14 protein-coding genes and 1 tRNA gene are annotated in these 17,090 nt (G+C 61.8%); 6 read left to right on the plus strand and 9 right to left on the minus strand.

All coding sequences use genetic code 11. The features are described from left to right. Positions 1 to 175: 175 nt before the first annotated feature. A complete protein-coding gene (locus tag QEZ49_RS13765; protein ID WP_280387730.1) occupies positions 176 to 979 on the minus strand; it encodes a GGDEF domain-containing protein in 804 nt (267 codons plus the stop codon). A 216-nt stretch (positions 980 to 1,195) separates the two neighbouring features. Here QEZ49_RS13765 and QEZ49_RS13770 point away from each other — a divergent pair, with 216 nt between their 5' ends. Further along, positions 1,196 to 2,587 carry a porin gene (locus tag QEZ49_RS13770; protein ID WP_280387731.1) on the plus strand — a complete coding sequence of 464 codons (1,392 nt, stop codon included), beginning with the start codon at positions 1,196 to 1,198 and terminating at the stop codon, positions 2,585 to 2,587. A gap of 47 nt (positions 2,588 to 2,634) precedes the next feature. On the opposite strand, the gene QEZ49_RS13775 is transcribed toward QEZ49_RS13770, so the two are convergent. The 7 genes from QEZ49_RS13775 to QEZ49_RS13805 form a co-directional block, all read right to left on the minus strand. Next, a complete protein-coding gene (locus QEZ49_RS13775; protein WP_280387733.1) occupies positions 2,635 to 3,831 on the minus strand; it encodes a DegT/DnrJ/EryC1/StrS aminotransferase family protein in 1,197 nt (398 codons plus the stop codon). Positions 3,832 to 3,843: 12 nt separating this feature from the next. Beyond that, a complete protein-coding gene (locus tag QEZ49_RS13780; RefSeq protein ID WP_280387735.1) occupies positions 3,844 to 4,479 on the minus strand; it encodes an acetyltransferase in 636 nt (211 codons plus the stop codon). After that, on the minus strand, positions 4,476 to 5,087 hold the full coding sequence (locus QEZ49_RS13785) for a sugar transferase (protein ID WP_280387740.1): 612 nt from the start codon (positions 5,085 to 5,087) through the stop codon (positions 4,476 to 4,478). The genes QEZ49_RS13780 and QEZ49_RS13785 overlap by 4 nt, the downstream gene beginning before the upstream one ends. A 654-nt stretch (positions 5,088 to 5,741) precedes the next feature. Next, positions 5,742 to 6,047, minus strand: coding sequence for an EF-hand domain-containing protein (locus QEZ49_RS13790; protein ID WP_280387742.1), 306 nt, complete (start codon positions 6,045 to 6,047; stop codon positions 5,742 to 5,744). Between the two features lie 327 nt (positions 6,048 to 6,374). Further along, positions 6,375 to 6,451 (minus strand) — tRNA-Arg (locus QEZ49_RS13795). Between the two features lie 205 nt (positions 6,452 to 6,656). After that, entirely contained in the window at positions 6,657 to 8,114 is a 1,458-nt protein-coding gene (locus QEZ49_RS13800; RefSeq protein WP_280387744.1) for a HAMP domain-containing sensor histidine kinase, read from the minus strand. A 90-nt stretch (positions 8,115 to 8,204) separates the two neighbouring features. Next, positions 8,205 to 9,677, minus strand: a complete 1,473-nt coding sequence (locus tag QEZ49_RS13805) for an FAD-dependent oxidoreductase (RefSeq protein ID WP_280387746.1) — start codon at positions 9,675 to 9,677, stop codon at positions 8,205 to 8,207. 290 nt (positions 9,678 to 9,967) lie between these two features. On the opposite strand from QEZ49_RS13805, the gene rpmH reads away from it, so the two are divergent. From rpmH to yihA, 4 genes are all read left to right on the plus strand, one after another. After that, complete coding sequence (rpmH, locus tag QEZ49_RS13810; RefSeq protein ID WP_068459654.1) at positions 9,968 to 10,102, plus strand: 50S ribosomal protein L34; 135 nt, start codon at positions 9,968 to 9,970, stop codon at positions 10,100 to 10,102. Between the two features lie 4 nt (positions 10,103 to 10,106). Beyond that, complete coding sequence (gene rnpA, locus QEZ49_RS13815) at positions 10,107 to 10,538, plus strand: ribonuclease P protein component (protein WP_280387749.1); 432 nt, start codon at positions 10,107 to 10,109, stop codon at positions 10,536 to 10,538. A gap of 40 nt (positions 10,539 to 10,578) precedes the next feature. Beyond that, positions 10,579 to 12,543: a membrane protein insertase YidC gene (gene yidC, locus QEZ49_RS13820; RefSeq protein ID WP_280387751.1), complete on the plus strand. Its 1,965-nt coding sequence runs from the start codon at positions 10,579 to 10,581 to the stop codon at positions 12,541 to 12,543. A 162-nt stretch (positions 12,544 to 12,705) separates the two neighbouring features. Further along, positions 12,706 to 13,353, plus strand: coding sequence for a ribosome biogenesis GTP-binding protein YihA/YsxC (yihA, locus tag QEZ49_RS13825; protein WP_280387752.1), 648 nt, complete (start codon positions 12,706 to 12,708; stop codon positions 13,351 to 13,353). A gap of 114 nt (positions 13,354 to 13,467) precedes the next feature. On the opposite strand, the gene QEZ49_RS13830 is transcribed toward yihA, so the two are convergent. Next, positions 13,468 to 15,861 (minus strand): Clp protease N-terminal domain-containing protein, encoded by a 2,394-nt coding sequence (locus QEZ49_RS13830; protein WP_280387754.1) that lies wholly within the window; start codon positions 15,859 to 15,861, stop codon positions 13,468 to 13,470. Positions 15,862 to 16,126: 265 nt separating this feature from the next. On the opposite strand from QEZ49_RS13830, the gene argB reads away from it, so the two are divergent. After that, positions 16,127 to 17,044 (plus strand): acetylglutamate kinase, encoded by a 918-nt coding sequence (gene argB, locus QEZ49_RS13835; protein WP_280387756.1) that lies wholly within the window; start codon positions 16,127 to 16,129, stop codon positions 17,042 to 17,044. The last annotated feature ends 46 nt before the right edge of the window (positions 17,045 to 17,090 follow it).

The following is a 17,090-nucleotide window of genomic DNA, read 5'->3' on the forward strand; positions in this document are numbered from 1 at the left end:
GCATTTGCAATTGATCAATGCAGGCGCGCGGCAAGCAGCCTGGTCCACTCGTCGCCTCCATCCTTTTTGGATGGAGCTACGACACCAACCTGCTCTCAACATGGGTTGGCGCCACACGCGCGGTGCGGCGTTGAACTCACCTGTTTCGATGATGAGATCTTGTACGCGGTTTGTGTCAGGAGGCGTGCGTTGACGCTTCAGCGTCCTCGCCCAGGTCGCCGAAAAAGACCATCGCCGATTTGCCAACCTTCTTGGCGCGATACATGGCGATGTCGGCGTTGCTCAGGATCTCCGGTGTCGCAACGCCATCCGATGGAATGAAGACGATGCCTATCGAGACACCGACATCGTGGCCGATGCCATCCACCCATATCCTGTTGCTCAGCGAAGCAAGCAGACGTGCACCCAGCGCTTCAGCGCCTGCACGGTCCACATCGTTGACCAGCATCGCAAACTCATCGCCGCCCAGCCGCGCAAGAATGTCAGACGGCCGCGTGATGCGCTTGAAGCGCTCAGCAACGACCTGCAGAACACTGTCGCCGATGGTATGGCCGAACGTGTCGTTGACGCTCTTGAAGTCGTTCAGATCGAGCAAAAAGAAAGCATGCTGACTGTTTGGATCATGCGTCTCATTTAGACGCTCCAACACAGCGCGTCTGTTGGCCAGATCCGTAAGTGGGTCACGCAAGGCCTGCTTGCGCAATTCCTGCATCTGCTGGTCAATCACAACCGCACGTTCGCTCTCAACCCGGACTTCGCGCAGCCGCCGAATAACGAAAGCCACAACACAGATCGCGAGCAGGCAGGTTAGGCCAATGGCCTCAGCCACGGTTACGCGCTGTTCTTCAAGACCCGAGGCGCCTGCGAAATAGAAGAGGTCAAACTCGATGCACAGCAGCAGGCCGACTGCGAATATGCTCGCAACAAGCAAAGCGTCATGGAGGCTCGTCCATGGGTTGCTGGCAATGGCTCTCCACATGGAGTTCCTATTCGTCACGAGGTCCTCCATGACCGGATATGAAGCCAACGTACACGACGCAACTCAAGAAACTGTAAAGTGCAGTGGAGGGCTCGGGATATTTGTCGGGCCTTCGCACCCCTGACAGTTCGAGCTGCCACCTGCACACGCTTGCGTCGAATCAGATAAGGCGCATTCCTTGACGTTGCAAAACGCAAAGCGCGGGACGTAGGGAGCGTGGCGAAAGCAGGACGAAACCGGCTGGCCGCATGCTGCACGGTGGCGCTACTCGCGCTCGCCGGCGGCAACCCTGCTGCAGGGTCGCCTTACGATGCGCAGTGTTGTGCCGATCTCGAACGCCGCATCGCCGATCTTGAGGAGCAAGCCGCCAGACGCGGCAACAAGACCGTTTCAGTGACGGTCACCGGCCTCGTCAACAACGCCATTCTAACCTGGGATGACGGTGCCGAAAGCAACGCCTACGTCGTCACCAATGACAATCAGCGCTCCCGATTCAGCTTCGTCGGCAAGGCAAGCATCACACCGCTGCTGGAGGCCGGATACGCGCTGGATATCGGTCTCCGGGCCGCCAACTCAAAGCTGGTCACACAGCTGAACGACGGCGATCTGATTTCGCCCGGCTTTAATCTGCGCAGTTCCGTCTGGTATCTCCGCCACAAGCTCTACGGCGCGATTTTTGTCGGCAGCACGTTCTCTGCAACCGACCGCATCGCAAATTCAAACGTCACGCAGACAAGTTCGTTCGACCAGTACTCAGCACCGGAGAACGCCGGCCTGGGCATGTACCTGCGGTCGAGCAACAACGGTCTCATGACGCACAGCCTGCTCAACTGGCGGCGCATCATCGGCGCGGGCGGCGACCAACCCGGCGAGAGTCAGCGCGGCTTCAATCAGATCAAATACGTTTCCCCTACCTGGAACGGACTGACGTTCGCGTCCGACTGGGTGTTCACTGATTTCTGGGATGTCGCGTTGCGCTATCGCAAGCAGATCGCTGGCTTCGATGTTGCAGCTGGCATCGGCTATCTGCAGCTCACACCGAACTCGCACACACGCAGCGTCTGCCCTTCAACATTCATCACCAACATCGCCGATTCCACAGCCTGCAAACAGCTCCGCGGATCAATCAGCGTAAAGCATATGGATACCGGTGTGTTTGCCAACATCGGCGCCAATCACACCTTCGACGGCATCGCAGCCAAGACCACCCGTTACGAGAATAGCGGCATCAACAGTGGTCAGGGTTTTCTTGCTGCGCAGGCTGGCATTGAACGGCAGCTATCGCCGCTCGGGAACACGACGCTGTATGGCAGTTACTATATGTTTGATGGTGGCGCAGCGTCCGTCCTGCCGGTTGGCCCCAGTGACCCGCTTAACCCGACCGGAACTGGCACCTGGGGCGTCTGGCATTCCAGCGTTGAAATGTGGGGCGGTGGGTTGGCTCAAGGCATCGATGAAGCCGACATGATCCTTTACCTCACCTATCGGCACGTCAGCGGTGACCTGACACTGCGAGAGTTGCAAGCAGGTGCTGCAACGGGCGCGATCGCGCGTACACCGATCGACAGCCTGCAACTATTCCTGAGCGGCGCCGTCATAAAGTTTTGAGTTCGATTGCCCGTGCGGTGAGCTCTGATGCGCGCTGATCAGAGCGCCTATCCCTGCGCCTCGGCCAGAACCTGCGCGATCGTTTCTGCTGTCTTGCGCATTTCGTCGTCGGTCAAGGTCGGGTGGACGAGGAACATCAGACTCGTTTCGCCCAGTTCGCGCGCAATCGGCAGACCGTGCTCTGGCCGCAGTCCGGTATCATCAAACGCGCGCTCCAGATAAACCTCGGAACACGATCCTTGATAGCAGGGCACACCCCGGGCAACGATCTCGCTCACAATGCGGTCGCGCGACCATCCATCAGCCAGATTTTCCGGCCGCACGTAGGCATAGCACTTGTATTGCGCATGGCGATTGCCGGTGTTGCTGCCCGCCAGCGTCGGCACGCGGACGACACCGTTCGCCCCGGCAAATGCCTGCAGCGCGCCGTGAACGATCGCTGCGTTGCTCTCGCGGCTACGCGTCCACTCATCCATCAGGCGAAGCTGGTTGCGGCCAAGAACCGCCTGCATCTCGCACATGCGCCAGTTCGTGCCAAAGCTCTCATGCAGCCAGCGGAAGCCCGGCGGATGCGCCCGCTCATACACGGCTTCCCAGCTCTTGCCGTGATCCTTGAACGACCACATGCGGGACCACAGTTCGCGGTCATTGGTTGTCACCATGCCGCCTTCGCCGCCCGTGGTCATGATCTTGTCTTGGCAGAACGACCAGGCACCAACATGGCCAATGGTGCCTACAGAGCGCCCCTTGTAGCGGGCACCGTGAGCCTGCGCGCAATCCTCGATCACCTTAAACCCGCGCCGCGCCGCCAGTTCCATCAGCGGGTCCATATCGCAGGGCCAACCGGCCAGATGCACGGGAATCACGGCCTTCGTTTTTGGCGTCAGCACCGCTTCAACGGTTTCAGCCGTGATGTTGCCGCTGTCCCTGTCGACTTCGGCGAATACCGGCGTCGCACCAGCGTTCACCACACAGCTTATCGAAGCGATAAACGTGCGCGGCGTGACAACTACCTCGTCACCCGAGCCAATGCCCAGACCATGCAAAGCCAGATCCAGCGCCAGCGTGCCGTTTGCCAGCGCTATTGCATGCGCAGCGCCGCTCCATTCTGCGAACTCGCGCTCAAACTCACGGCCTTCTTCACCGGTCCAGTAGTTGACCCGGTTAGAACGCAGCACGCGCGAGACGGCCTCGATGTCCTGTTCGGTAAATGACGGCCAAGGAGAGAAGGGCGTGTTGAGCATGGGGCACTTCAATTATTGACGATGTTCAGGCGCAAGCCGTGCAGGCACGCCGATGTAGGTTCCAGCTGAGGCAAGATCGCAGACGACCGCAGCGCCAACGCCGATCAAAACATCGTCGGCGATACGCACGCCTTGCCTGACCGCGCACCCGGTGCCCAGCCATGTCCGCACCCCCGTGACCACGCCACCTGAAAGCGTGGCGCCCGGTGCAACATGGGAGGCTTCACCGATAACGCAATCATGGTCGATGCGCGCGCCCGTGTTGACGATGCAGGCGTCGCCTATGCTGGCACCGGCATTGATGACCGCGCCGGCCGTGACCACGACGCCATCTCCCAGCTTGGCAAAGCGGCTGACGACCGCAGACCTGTGCACCAACGTAGGCATAGCAAACCCCGCACCGCGGAGCGATGCGAACAATCTTTGGCGGCGTTCATTGTTGCCAATCGCCACGCAAGCCAGCGGCCATTCATCTAGCAGGGTTTCGGCCAGCTGCAGCGGCCCAAGAACCGGAATCCCGATATCGACATCGGGACCCTGTGGCGCGTCATCAAGGAAGGCGATGGTGCGGAAGCCCAGTTCCAACGCAACGTCAGCCACTACCCTGCCGTGCCCGCCTGCTCCGAGAATCAGCAGCCCGCGGTTCATATCGTCGGCTGTTCCTTCCGGGTACCGGTGAATTTCGGCATCGTCGCTTCGCCTTCAGCCGATACACCGGTGCGCTTCAGCACCATGAGCACTGTAAGTCCGATAATGCGCAGATCCAGCAACGCCGACCGGTTGTCCACATACCAGACATCGAGGTCAAACTTGCTCTCCCAGGACAGAGCATTGCGGCCATTGACCTGCGCCCAGCCTGTAAGACCGGGCCGCACTTCCTGGCGACGCGCCTGATGGGCACTGTAAAGCAGCACGTACTCCATCAGCAGCGGGCGCGGGCCGACGAGGCTCATGTCGCCCTTCAGAACATTCCAAAGCTCAGGCAGTTCGTCGATGCTGGTTGCGCGCAGAAACCGCCCGGCAGCCGTAAGCCGCTGCGCATCCGGCAGCGGATTGCCATCCGCACCCAGCTTGTTCGACATGGTGCGGAATTTGACGATCTCAAACGGCTCGCCGTTCAAGCCAGGGCGCCGCTGACGGAACAGAATGGGGCGGCCCATAGAGCAGGCGACACAAATGGCGCCGATCAGCATCAAAGGGGCGAGCACGATACCACCCGTCAGCGCGCCGACAATGTCCATGAGCCGTTTCAACATTCACGGTCTTCCGGTTCAGATTTCAACCGTCGGACACTCGCATCATCCTGCATTTCAGATCAATGATGCTTCCGCTCTGATCGGCCTCATGCTACCGGAAATCATGCGCCTGAGCCGGTTTCCTAAACCGACGCCGGCTATCGCCGATCTACCGGGGCGCCCCGGGGCATGCCAACTTCCTGAGCGGCCGAAGACGAACTCTCTCCGCCCAACGCGCTAGGCGTTTTCTACCGACACTCCGCTCGGCCCCGTCACGAAGCCGCACTGGCGTCGGCGTCGGGCTGCCAGTGCCGGTGGGCGGCATGTGTCGAAATCGTCAGATTGGGCTCTGTACCAAACCCTTTGACCACTCGCAGCCTTACAGAAGCACCTTTGGCGCTGTCAGCAGCGCGTTACTTCTTCGGCCAGCGCGCGATACGGGCGCCAACAGCGGCTCAGCCGAGTTTCGAACGGCATATTGCCATCGACGCCGGAAGCCGAGACTGAGCTGCGCAATTTGCTCCGCAACTCTTCGACCAGCTGGTCGATCACCTGGTGTTGCCGGGACAGGCTTTGCTGCAAGGCAACAATAGCAAGCCAACGAACCAACACCCATCTCGCCCGAAACCCGGGGTTGCCCACCGGGTTTCGGGCTAAGGTCACGCCGCGTAGGGATTAGTATCCCGGCGGGCACCAGGATTCGGTGGCGGACTTGCAGGACACGGGGAATGCCTTGACCATCTTCTCAGCAGCAGCCCATTCGGACTTCGAAATGCTGCTGTTGTTGTTCTTGTCCATAGCCTGGAACTGCGGAACCGGGTCGATGCCCAGCTTGCCAGCGTTGGCTTCCCACTCGGTCTGGGCGATCGTGCCGCTGCCGTCGGTGTCGATTACCTTGAACTGCTCAGTCCAGTCAGCGGCGAGTGCAGCCGAACCAGAAAGCGCCAGAGCAGCAGCGATAGCGACCCATTTTTTGGCCATTGCGTTTTCTCCCTACATATTCGCCGGGCATTGCGCGCGACGTTCAGTCGCCGAATTTTAGCGACCTTATAACGGGCACCTTGTCGCGACATTTTATCAATGGCACACGTTCCAAATCCGGCCGGGACATACTGGTAGGAGGTGCCAAAACCCCTGAATTCAGTAACATTTTGTTGCTGGCTTTTAGTCATGCGACTTTTTGCGCTGCACTCAAAAACGCAGCATTTTCCACCTGGTTAGCAGGCGCAAAAACGTCCGACCACGGACGTATCCATGGCTATCAATGCGAAAAAGAAGGAGGTTCTGAAAATCTATCTGAAAAGATAGTGGCGCACCGGGGAAGATTCGAACTCCCGACCCCCAGATTCGTAGTCTGGTGCTCTATCCAGCTGAGCTACCGGTGCTTGTCTGCGATTTAAGGGGACGCAGCGGCCCAACAACACATGCTCGGCGAGCATTGCGCTGCCGAAGTGCGACACTACTAATCGCTACTGGCGCCAGAAGCAAGGGGCTTAACAGCACGAATTGCGACGGCATGAAAATGCCGCAGAATTGCTGGCTCACCCTGCAAGCAATGCTCTCTCTTTGCTGCATCCGCACAATGCAGGCCTAGACCACGCTCCGATCCGGAATCTCGAACTGGAAAACGGCACCGGCCTCGGATTCCAGCAGCCGCACCTGACCACCGTGCACCCCAACCAGCTCAGCCGTTATGGCAAGCCCGAGGCCCGTGCCGCCCTTGCGCTGCGAGCCCGTGAAGGCCTCGAACAGATGCTGCCGCGCCTTCACCGGCACGCCAGGCCCGTTGTCCCGCACGTCCACGATGACGCGACGCCCTTCGCGCCGGGCACGGACCTCGATTTCGCCACGCGCGCCGCGTTCCTGCTCGGAAGACCCCGCCAGGGCCTCCACGGCATTTCGGGCCAGGTTCGACAAAATGCGGAACAGATGCTCACGGTCTGCGTCGATCCGCAGATTTTCATCGACGTCGAATTTCCAGTCGATGTCGTCACGCGGCAGCCCCAGCGCATCGCCAACCTCGGCGACCAGCGGCTTGAGGCGTAGAAGCTCGCGCCGGGGCGCGGCTTCCTCAGCTCGGCCAAAGCGCAACGTATCGGTGCAGAAGCTGATCGCACGGTCGAGCGAGGCAATCAGCTTGGGCGCAAACCGCTGCACGGTCGGGTCCGGAATTGCCGTCAGGCGATCTGACAGAAGCTGCGTATTGGCCAGCATGCCCCGCAGATCGTGATTGATCTTGCTCACCGCCAAGCCTAGCTGAGCCAGACGCGTCTTTTGCAGCAGCGCGCCCGAGAGTTGCTTTTGCATTTCAGCCAGCTCGCGCTCGGCAATGCCGATTTCGTCGTGGCGCCCCGATGGCACAATAATGCGGGCCGGGTCTTCCGGCGCCTGCCCGAAATGCACCATCGCTTCGGTGATGCGCATCATCGGCCGCACCAGCAAACGGCTCAGCGCAAAATAGACCAGCGCCGCGGTCAGCAGCGAAATGACAGCCGAAACCGCGAGAATGTTCATCGCGTAGGTTTTCAGCGCCGCCTTGAGCGGAGCCTCGGGCATGATCACCTCGACAAGGTCATCCCGATTGTCGCCGATGCTGCCCAACACACGGATAACGCGCCCCTCAGGCGCAACCAGCGCGCTCAGCGCATCACCCACCTGCTCGAACTTCAGCTTCACGTTTTCCCACCAGCTCTCCGGCTGCTGGCGCAAATCGAAATGGGAATGGATGGCCACCTGCGGATCAACCGGCAACACCAGCCGGCGCACACCGTGCCGTCGCGAGGCTATCGCCTTCACTTGCGCGGTGCGCAACATCTCGGCCCGCAGCCCGGCCGGCACGTCGCCTCCCGGATAGCCTTCGGCGGCAAGGGTGGCGAGTTGGGCTGCGGTTAAACGCTGGTTGAGCCAGTCAACGCGGAAGGTGGAAATTGAGGGCAGGAAGATCAGCACTTCAGCCAGCATGACGAACAGGCCGGTCAGAAGCAGAAGCTTGCCTGGCAAGCCGATATAACGCCAGCGCTTCAGATAGCCCGGCTTGCGTCCCGTCAAACCATCGGCACGCCCCGGCCCAGCCTCTTGGGGGCTCCCCGCCTCATCTTTCAGCTCGCGGAGCACGCGCTTCCTTTCACTGGCCGCAACTCATCGGATCTTAGCAAGCAGACCTATAAACTTGCGTAAGGCCGGGCTCGCCAGATTAGCGGCATAGTAACTGCTGGCCACACGCTTGTTGATCTCGCCCAGCGTTGGCGATGGCAAGTTCCACCTGACCATAGCCTTCATGTCGAGCCCGCGCGCGATCGCCAATGCCCATGGCTGGATAAGTTCGCCCGCGCGCGATCCGGCAATCCCAGCGCCCAGAATGCGACCCGTCGGCGTCGTGACGACCTTGACGTGCCCCGCCGCAATTCCCTCCGCCTGCGCGCGCTCATTCTCGCGATAGGGCCAGCGCAGAACGTGGATTTTCCTGTTGCGCTTTTTTGCTTCGTCTTCCGTCAGGCCGACATAGGCGAATTCCGGTTCGGTGAAGACGGCCCGCGCGAGAAGGCTGGTATCGACACTTGCAGGCACAGCCATCAGAGCGCGCGATATCACGACAGCGGCATGATGCTCCGCGGTATGAGCATACAGCGGCGCGCCAGTGACCGACCCAACCGCAAAAACGCGCCGGTTGCTGGTTCTCAGCCCGCTGTTGAGCTGCAGGCCGTTGGCGTCATGGCGGATGCGCGCCACATCGAGCCCGAGATTATCGATCGCTGGCTTGCGCTCAGCAGCGATCAGCAAGTGGCTACCCTCAACAACATGCTGCTCGCCGTTCACGCTGACCTTGACGCGAACACGGCCGAGATCGCCTTCCACTGCATCCACGTTGGCATTCTGGTGCACGCCGACGCCTTCTTCGCCCAGCTGGTCAAATACCGTTTGCGTCAGCTCAGCATCTTCATCCGGAAGTATCGGCTTGCGATTGAGTACGATGACATTCGCGCCCAGCCGGCTATAGGCCTGCGCGACCTCAAGTCCCGCAGCGCTGCCACCGATTACAATCAAGCTGTGCACCGGGATGATGTTTTCGAGGATCGAATCTGTGGTGAAGTAAGGCGTGCTTTGCAGTCCGGAAATTTCCGGCATTGACGGTGTCGTGCCCGTAGCGATGACAAAACGGCGAGCCTTGATGCGATATTCGCCCGCCTGCACGGTGCGCCGATCGATGAAGCGCCCCGCTGCCTGAATGACTCGCACCCCAAGGCCGGCAAATCGCTCAGGGGCGAAATTAGGCGTCACCTTCCCGACCGCTGACGAAATATAGGCGTTCACTGCCCGCATATCGACGACGGGCTCAGCCCCGGTAATTCCCACCATCGCTGCCGTGCGTATGGCATAGGCACGGGCGCCGGCCACAGCCAGGGCTCGCAGGGGAATACATCCGGAGTTCAGTGCCTGACCGCCAAACCGCTGGCCTTCAACCAGCACGACAGTGCGGCCCAGCGCGGCTGCCGAGGTGGCAACCGCCAGCCCCGCAGGCCCAGCACCTATAACGCAAATGTCGGCGTTAACTATTTCGCCGTGCTCTTCCGGGGCATTGACCAGCGCGTCCCCGGACTGAGATGCCGCCATTTCCATGCCCCCCGAAATTCCGGCCCCACGTTAAGGTCAGTCGCTATCCCACAGGAGACCGCAAACCTTACCCATATGCTATCGGCATATCAGATTTGCCATTTCCCGGGCCGGGGCGCACCCGCTTTACTGACTGAAGCGTGGATTAATCTGCCATCAGGCTGTACGTTGACTTGCGCGCGGCCAGCCCGTATAAGCCGCGCCTAATCCTTGAAGCTTTGCGCTCCCGGGCTTGACCGAAAGGTTGGCGGGGGTGCTTGTTTTTTTACTGCGGACTTTGGAGCTGTATCGTGAAGCGCACTTATCAACCAAGCCGGCTCGTCCGCAAGCGTCGCCACGGCTTCCGCAAGCGGATGCAAACCGTTGGTGGCGTTCGCGTGCTTGCACGTCGCCGCGCAAAGGGCCGCAAGCGCCTGTCGGCGTAATCTGGTGGAGCACACGCTCCAGCAGTCTTTGTGCGTAGTCCTATCTGGGTTCTGCGCCGTGGCACCACCTACCTTAAAAAAACGCAGAGAATTTCTCTGGGTTAGAAACGGCCGCCGCCACAGTGCGGCCGCTTTCGTTCTTGAGGCACGCCCCCGGCAGAATGTCGCAGGGGCGGATGCTCAAGCACGCTTCGGCTACACCGTTTCCAAGAAAGTTGGCGGCGCCGTTGTACGCAATCGCGTGCGACGGCGTTTGCGCGCGCTCACCGCCGCCCTGGCGCCCGAGCAGACCCTTCCCGGCTTCGATTATGTGCTGATCGCTCGCTCCGCCGCCGTAGAGCGAGACTTCACCGCCCTGAAGAACGATCTGGATGTCGCGCTGGCGCGCATTCACCAACCCTCGGGGCAAAAACGCCGGGGTTCGAAGAACCCATGATTTCCGGCTTTGCGTTGAGGTGCTCTCGGGGTATTTGCACATGCTCTCCCCCGCAGGTGCGCCTCCAGGCGCGCTGGACGCGAGTGACCGCCGGCTCCATGGGCCGAAACAGACGGCGCTGAGGACCGATGCAGTGAAAGATCCCGATCACCAGAAGAATCTCATCCTGGCCGTCGTCCTGTCGATGATGGTGCTGCTTGGCTGGCAGCTTTTTTATGCCGGCCCCCAAATGCGCGAAGAGCAGCAGCGCCAGCAGTCCCAGCGCGAACTGAGCCAACAGCCTGAACAGGCTGCTGCCAGCAACAAGGACGGCTCCGTTCCAGCGGCTCCGGCAGCCGCCGGAGCAGTTCCCGGAGCAGGCGCACCGGTCGCCGCCAACCTGCCGCGCGCAGAGGCCATCGGCCTGTCGCCGCGCGTCGAGATCGACACGCCTTCGCTGAAGGGCTCGGTTGCCCTGCGCGGCGGTCGCTTCGATGACGTCGTGCTGGTGAAGTATCACGAGACGGTAGACCCCACGAGCCCGAACGTCGTGCTGTTCTCGCCCAGCGAAAGCCAGCATCCGTACTTCGCGGAATATGGCTGGGTTCCCGCTGCTGGCACCGACACCAAGGTTCCTGATCGTGACACGCTCTGGCAGCTCGCCAGCGGCACCACCCTGACACCGTCGTCGCCGGTCACGCTCTCCTGGGACAATGGCCAGGGCCTAACCTTTACACGCACGATCTCGGTCGATGACCGTTACATGTTCAAGATCGTCGACGAGGTCGAGAACAAGTCCGGCGCCGAAGTCGCGCTGGCGCCGTATGCGCGCGTGCACCGCTACGGCACGCCGAAAATCGAGAACAACTGGATCCTGCACGAAGGCCTCATCGGCGTCATCGGCAAGCAGGGTGAGCAGCGTGCCAGCTATGCCGACGCGCGCGACGAGCCAACCCGCGTTTTCGATCCTGCCATCGGCGGCTGGATCGGCTTCACTGACAAATACTGGGCCGCCACCGTCATTCCTGACCAGACGGCACAGTATCGTGCGCAGTTCTCCGGCAACATGCCGAAACTGCCTAGCGAGCAGCCGTCCTATCAAACCGACTATATGCGCGACGCCATCCGCGTTGCGCCCGGTGCGAAGGCCGAAGTTGAATCGCAGCTCTTCGCCGGCGCGAAGCAGATGCAGCTTCTGCAGCACTACCAGAACACCGGCATCCTCCAGTTTGACCTGCTGATCGACTGGGGCTGGTTCTTCTTCATCACCAAGCCGCTGTTCCAGTTGATGGAGTGGATCAACTCCCACGTCCATAACTTCGGCATCACCATTCTGATCCTGACCGTTCTGGTGCGCCTCGCCTTCTTCCCGCTGGCCAACAAGCAGTTCGCTTCCATGGCCAAGATGAAGAAGCTGCAGCCGCAGATGGAGCAGATCCGCGATCGCTTCAAGGACGACAAGGTCCGCCAGCAGCAGGCGCTGATGGACCTCTATCGCAAGGAAAAGGTGAACCCGGTTGCCGGCTGCTTGCCTATCCTGTTGCAGATCCCGGTGTTCTTCGCACTGTACAAGGTGCTGTACATCACCATCGACATGCGGCACGCGCCGTTCTTCGGCTGGATCAAGGATCTCTCTGCGCCCGATCCGACGTCGATCTTCAATCTGTTCGGACTGCTGCCCTACTCGGTGCCGGAGTTCATGCACATCGGCATCTGGCCGCTGATCATGGGTGTCACGATGTGGCTGCAAATGCAGCTCAACCCGCAGCAGCCTGATCCGATCCAGCAGAAGATCTTCAACTGGATGCCGGTGCTGTTCACCTTCCTGCTGGCCTCGTTCCCGGCCGGTCTGGTGATCTACTGGGCATGGAGCAATACGCTGTCGCTCGCCCAGCAGTACTACATCATGAAGAAGCAGGGCGTTGAGGTTCACCTGGCGGGCAACCTCTCCCGCCAGTTCAAATCCCTGGCCTCGACGGCTGAAAAGGGCGCTGGCCTCATCAAGAAGCGCCCCGACAAGGAATAACGGCGAAGCGCGCAATTAAAGCGCTTCACACCACCTTAAAGGCGCTCCGCTTATCAATCGGCGGGGCGCCTTTTGATTATGGGCATCGGCGATCGCATCTCTAGAATGCATCGCGCGCCGCACAGCTGAGTTGCTCCAACGTCGCCGGGAAGGAAGCCGAACGTGAACGACGAGTTCGACCCATCGCTGATCGCCGCCGGAGACCAGCTTTTTGAGCGGCGCTGGCAGCTCCTGAAAAGCCTTCCTGCGCTGGAGTTCCTGCCCTCCGCCGACCGTCCCGAAATCGCCTTCGCGGGCCGTTCCAACGTCGGCAAGTCGAGCCTGATAAACGCGCTGGTGCGCCAGAACGGTCTGGCTCGCACGTCCAACACACCGGGCCGCACGCAGGAACTGGTGTACTTCGAAAGCGATGGCGATCCGCTCTACATCGTTGACATGCCGGGCTATGGCTACGCGCGCGCGCCGGGCGACAAGGTGGCGACATGGGGCCGTCTGGTGATGGACTATCTGCGCGGGCGGCCGACGCTGGCGCGCGTGTTTCTGCTGATCGACTCCCGCCATGGGTTGAAGCCCACCGACCTGCAGATCGCTGACATGCTCGACACGTCAGCCGTCACCTATCAGCCGGTGCTGACCAAGGCCGACAAGATCAAGCCGCACGAGTTGCAGAAGGTGATTGCGGAAACTTCGAAGGCACTGGCAAAGCATCCCGCTGCGTTCCCGCGCATCATTGCCACGTCGTCGGAAAAGGGCCTCGGCATTCCGGAGCTGCGCGCAACCATCGCCGAGATCATGCAGGACCGCGCCTAGCGCATTTCCCTATTGCGCGCTCGGCGGCCGGCTCTCCAAAGGAGAGAGCAGCGCGCACCAATCAGCGCCAGCGGCTGGCGCCGCGCAGCGGTGTCGCTGGCGCAAAATAAAACTTTATCCGATCAAGCTTCCGATCACGCTCACCACGCCTTCACCGAACTTGGCCAGCAAGCCGCCCACAATGGCGGCCGCACCCCAGCCAGCCCAGCGCGTCGCCGTCTGCGCATAGTTGGTGCGCACCCGCACGGTGATGACCTGATCGGGCAGCGCCGTCTCCGCCGCCAGACCATCGGCACCAACAGTGCGTGCCGATATGATGAGCTGCAGCCGCTTGCGTCCGGTGTCACGCGGCGTCACATGCCAGCGCCAGCTCGCAAAATCATCCGCCGACATCAGCATAGATTTTTCGATCCACTGCGTCTCGGGCGAAGCGGTCTCGATGAAAAAGCCACCATCGGGCGCACGTAGCCGCACTGACATCGCTTTGGTGACAGTGACGTCGTGCTGATAGACAGCGCCACCGCCCTGCAAGCCGTCCGCCAGACGCTGCACATCGGCGCGCGCAATACGCACTTCAATCAGCGCCGGAATGCTGACGCGCATGACGCGCGGAATATTCTCAACGAGCTGACCTACTTCCGCCCGCGGGGCCCGAGCCATCGGCGCGCCAGCAGCAGGGCCGGCATTAGCACCGCCGCGCGGCGGACGCTTATCGAACGGCACGACCTCACCCCGGCCGGGCGGCACAGGAGCAGGCGGCATCGGCGCTGGAACGCGCGCTTCCGGTTCCGGCCAGGGCGCAAGCGGCGGCGGACCGGGGCGAACCTGCTCGGGTTCAGGTGGTGCCGGTGAACGTCTCAGATATGCCTGTGGCCCGGCCGATGGATCTACCGGCAACGCAGCCGAAGGCACGGACGGCATTGGCGGCCGCGGTGCGGGCGGGCGGACACCAGCAGCGCCCATAGGTGGCGGTGCAGGTGGCGCGGGTGCACGTGCTGGAGGCGCAGGCGGCGGCGCCCATCCGTCATGCGCCGAGGTATGCGTTTGGGGCGGCGGACGCACCGCTGGCGGAAACGGCGCCGATGCCGGCATCGGCGGTTCATCGTAATCGTCGGCGTCCGCAAAATCGCCGTCGGCGCCGTGCGGCTCTGGCGAAGCTTCGCTGTGCGATCCGAAATCATCGAAGCGGTCGGCCTGCTGCCTATCGGCGACGCGATCAAACGAAGGGTAATCATCGCCCGATGGCAGCTGATGCCGCAGCGAGTGCTCCGGCTCATCCGCATAAGCATCATGGTCGCCAACGCCACGCGTGGAAGGCGCGTTACCGCCGGGGAACGCAGTCGTTTGCGGCGGCAGCGATGGCCGGTTCTGCGGCCGAGGCGCCGGAGGTGGCACACCATCCATCGGCTCCGGCCGACGTGGCGGCGGGCGCGAATTGACCTCGTCCGGAGTAATCTCAGGCTCCGAGGCCGGCCACGAAGCCCAAACCGGTTCCTGCCCCTGCTCGCGCCGTGCAGGCGGTGGCCCGCCGGAGAACTCGGAAAAATCTGGCGGAGGCGGCGGCGCAACACCGCGCGGAGCCGATGGCTCCAGTTGCATTCCCTGCCGCGGCGCAGGCGCTGGTGGAGGCGCTACCGGCTGATGCTCCGCTGGCTCATCGAAGCCATGATCGAAGCTGTCCTGATGCTCCGGTTCAGCGTCAAAGTCCGATGCCGCTGGCGCATGTCCCTGCAGGTCACGCGCATCCCGATACCCCGCGCCGGTGCCATCACGAGCCGGATCGTCGGCATAATGGTCTGCTGCCGCGCCTGCATAGCCAGCGATTTCGTCCTCGTCCTCAGCCGCGTAGCCATCGTGACTATCATCAGTGTTGAACGCATCGTCGCCGTGCTGCTCGACATCATCCCTGGGTGACGGTTCCGGCATGGAGTGGGCGGCAGGCTCAACCGGCCGCGCGACGACCGGCGGCACAACCGTGCGCGACTGCACCCGTTCACGCGCGCTGGCGAGAATTGATTCAGCATCCGGCGCTGGCGAAGCCGACTGAGGCGGCGGCGTTGAAACCCGCGCCTGCAGCGCCCTGATCGCGCCCTCGAAGGTCATGCCCTGCGCGCCGAGCACCTGCGCCGCCAGGCTCTTGCCGTCGCCCACGATAGCCGCCAGCACGATGGCGCCGTTGATCTCCCGGCGGCGGCCACCACGCGCAGCCGCTGCGGCCGCTTCAAGGATACGGCGCAGGTCATCCGATACGCCCAGCTCCGTGTGCTGCGCATCAGGGTGGGGCGGGATGCCAGCGAGTTGCCCATCCACCTCGCCGATCAGCTCCGCCACGTTGACGTTGCTGGCGGCAAGCACAAGCACCGCATCCGGGTCATCGCACAGCGACAGCAGGATATGCTCAAGCGAAACTTCGATATGGCCGCGCGCGCGCGCATGGTCGGTTGCCCGCGAAAGTGAGGCCGCGAGCCCGGAAGACATGGCAATACGGCTCAAATCGTCGGCAATCATGAACGGACTTCCCAAGGCGTGGCTGCTGCGGTGCGGCGGGCGTTACAGTTGCATAGCATCAACCATGCCATCTAGCAGACGAATGTGGGGGAATTCCGTTGGATTTTGCCCCCTGCGTCATTGCGCTAATCGTGGTGAGCGAAAAGCCACGGGGCTTGGCGATAGGGGGCGGGCCAGTATATGAGCAGGCCCATGGATGCATAAGGATGCAACCTAAGCCCCGGCGGCGGGAAGCCGCGCCAGACAGAAGGCCCAGGCCAGGCACATGAACACGTCGCCGTTCGTCCCGTCCCCGCACCTTCAGGCCCGCATTCTGGCCGAGGCCCTGCCGCATCTCATCCAGTATGATGAGCAGACCGTCGTCATCAAATTCGGTGGCCACGCGATGGGCGACGCGGCGCTGGCCGACGCCTTCGCCAAGGACGTCGTCTATCTCAAGCAGTCTGGCGTTAACCCGATCGTCGTTCACGGCGGTGGGCCGCAGATCGCAGCGATGCTGAAGAAGCTGGAGCTCAAGTCCGACTTCGTGCACGGGCTGCGCGTGACCGACAAGCCCACCGTCGAAGTGGTCGAGATGGTTCTCTCCGGCCTCATCAACAAGGACATCGTCTCCGCCATCAATCGGCAGGGCGGCAAGGCTGTCGGCATCTCCGGCAAAGACGCCAACCTGATGATCGCCAGCCGCATCACCGAGATGCCCGATCCGCAGTCCAACCTGATGCAAGCGGTCGATATCGGTTATGTCGGCGATCCGATCGAAGTGAATCCGCACATCGTCGATGTCATCTCGAAGTCGGACATCATTCCCGTTATCGCCCCGGTGGCCGCAAGCCGCGACGGCGAAACCCTGAACATCAATGCCGACTCGTTCGCCAGCGCATTGGCCGCGCGCATGAAGGCCAAGCGCCTGCTGCTTCTAACCGACGTGGCCGGCGTGCTCGACAAAAGCGGCGAACTCATCTCGCAGCTCACCATCGAGGAGGCGCGCGGACTCATCAAGGATGGCACGATTTCCGGCGGTATGATCCCCAAGATCGAAGGCTGCATCGAAGTGGTGGAGGCTGGCGTTGAGGCCGTCGTCATCATCGACGGGCGCGTTCCCCATTGCGTTCTGCTGGAACTTTTCACCGCCCACGGCGTCGGCACCCTGCTGGGTCGCGCGCGCTACAAATCGAAGACATAGAAAGGCTCAGAGCTTTCATGGGTACGTCACGGTCGGCTGGCCGGTC

The organism is Hyphomicrobium sp. D-2 (assembly GCF_029872155.1).
Classification (GTDB): Bacteria; Pseudomonadota; Alphaproteobacteria; order Rhizobiales; family Hyphomicrobiaceae; genus Hyphomicrobium_A.

What these genes read in the sequence shown, in the direction of transcription:
- QEZ49_RS13780 (WP_280387735.1), bottom strand. Translation starts at nt 4,479, where the DNA reads ATGAACCGCGGGCTGCTGATTCTCGGAGCAGGCGGGCACGGCAGGGTA.
- QEZ49_RS13765 (WP_280387730.1), bottom strand. Translation starts at nt 979, where the DNA reads ATGTGGAGAGCCATTGCCAGCAACCCATGGACGAGCCTCCATGACGCT.
- QEZ49_RS13775 (WP_280387733.1), bottom strand. Translation starts at nt 3,831, where the DNA reads ATGCTCAACACGCCCTTCTCTCCTTGGCCGTCATTTACCGAACAGGAC.
- QEZ49_RS13805 (WP_280387746.1), bottom strand. Translation starts at nt 9,677, where the DNA reads ATGGCGGCATCTCAGTCCGGGGACGCGCTGGTCAATGCCCCGGAAGAG.
- QEZ49_RS13790 (WP_280387742.1), bottom strand. Translation starts at nt 6,047, where the DNA reads ATGGCCAAAAAATGGGTCGCTATCGCTGCTGCTCTGGCGCTTTCTGGT.
- argB (WP_280387756.1), top strand. Translation starts at nt 16,127, where the DNA reads ATGAACACGTCGCCGTTCGTCCCGTCCCCGCACCTTCAGGCCCGCATT.
- QEZ49_RS13830 (WP_280387754.1), bottom strand. Translation starts at nt 15,861, where the DNA reads ATGATTGCCGACGATTTGAGCCGTATTGCCATGTCTTCCGGGCTCGCG.
- QEZ49_RS13785 (WP_280387740.1), bottom strand. Translation starts at nt 5,087, where the DNA reads ATGTTGAAACGGCTCATGGACATTGTCGGCGCGCTGACGGGTGGTATC.
- yidC (WP_280387751.1), top strand. Translation starts at nt 10,579, where the DNA reads ATGCTCTCCCCCGCAGGTGCGCCTCCAGGCGCGCTGGACGCGAGTGAC.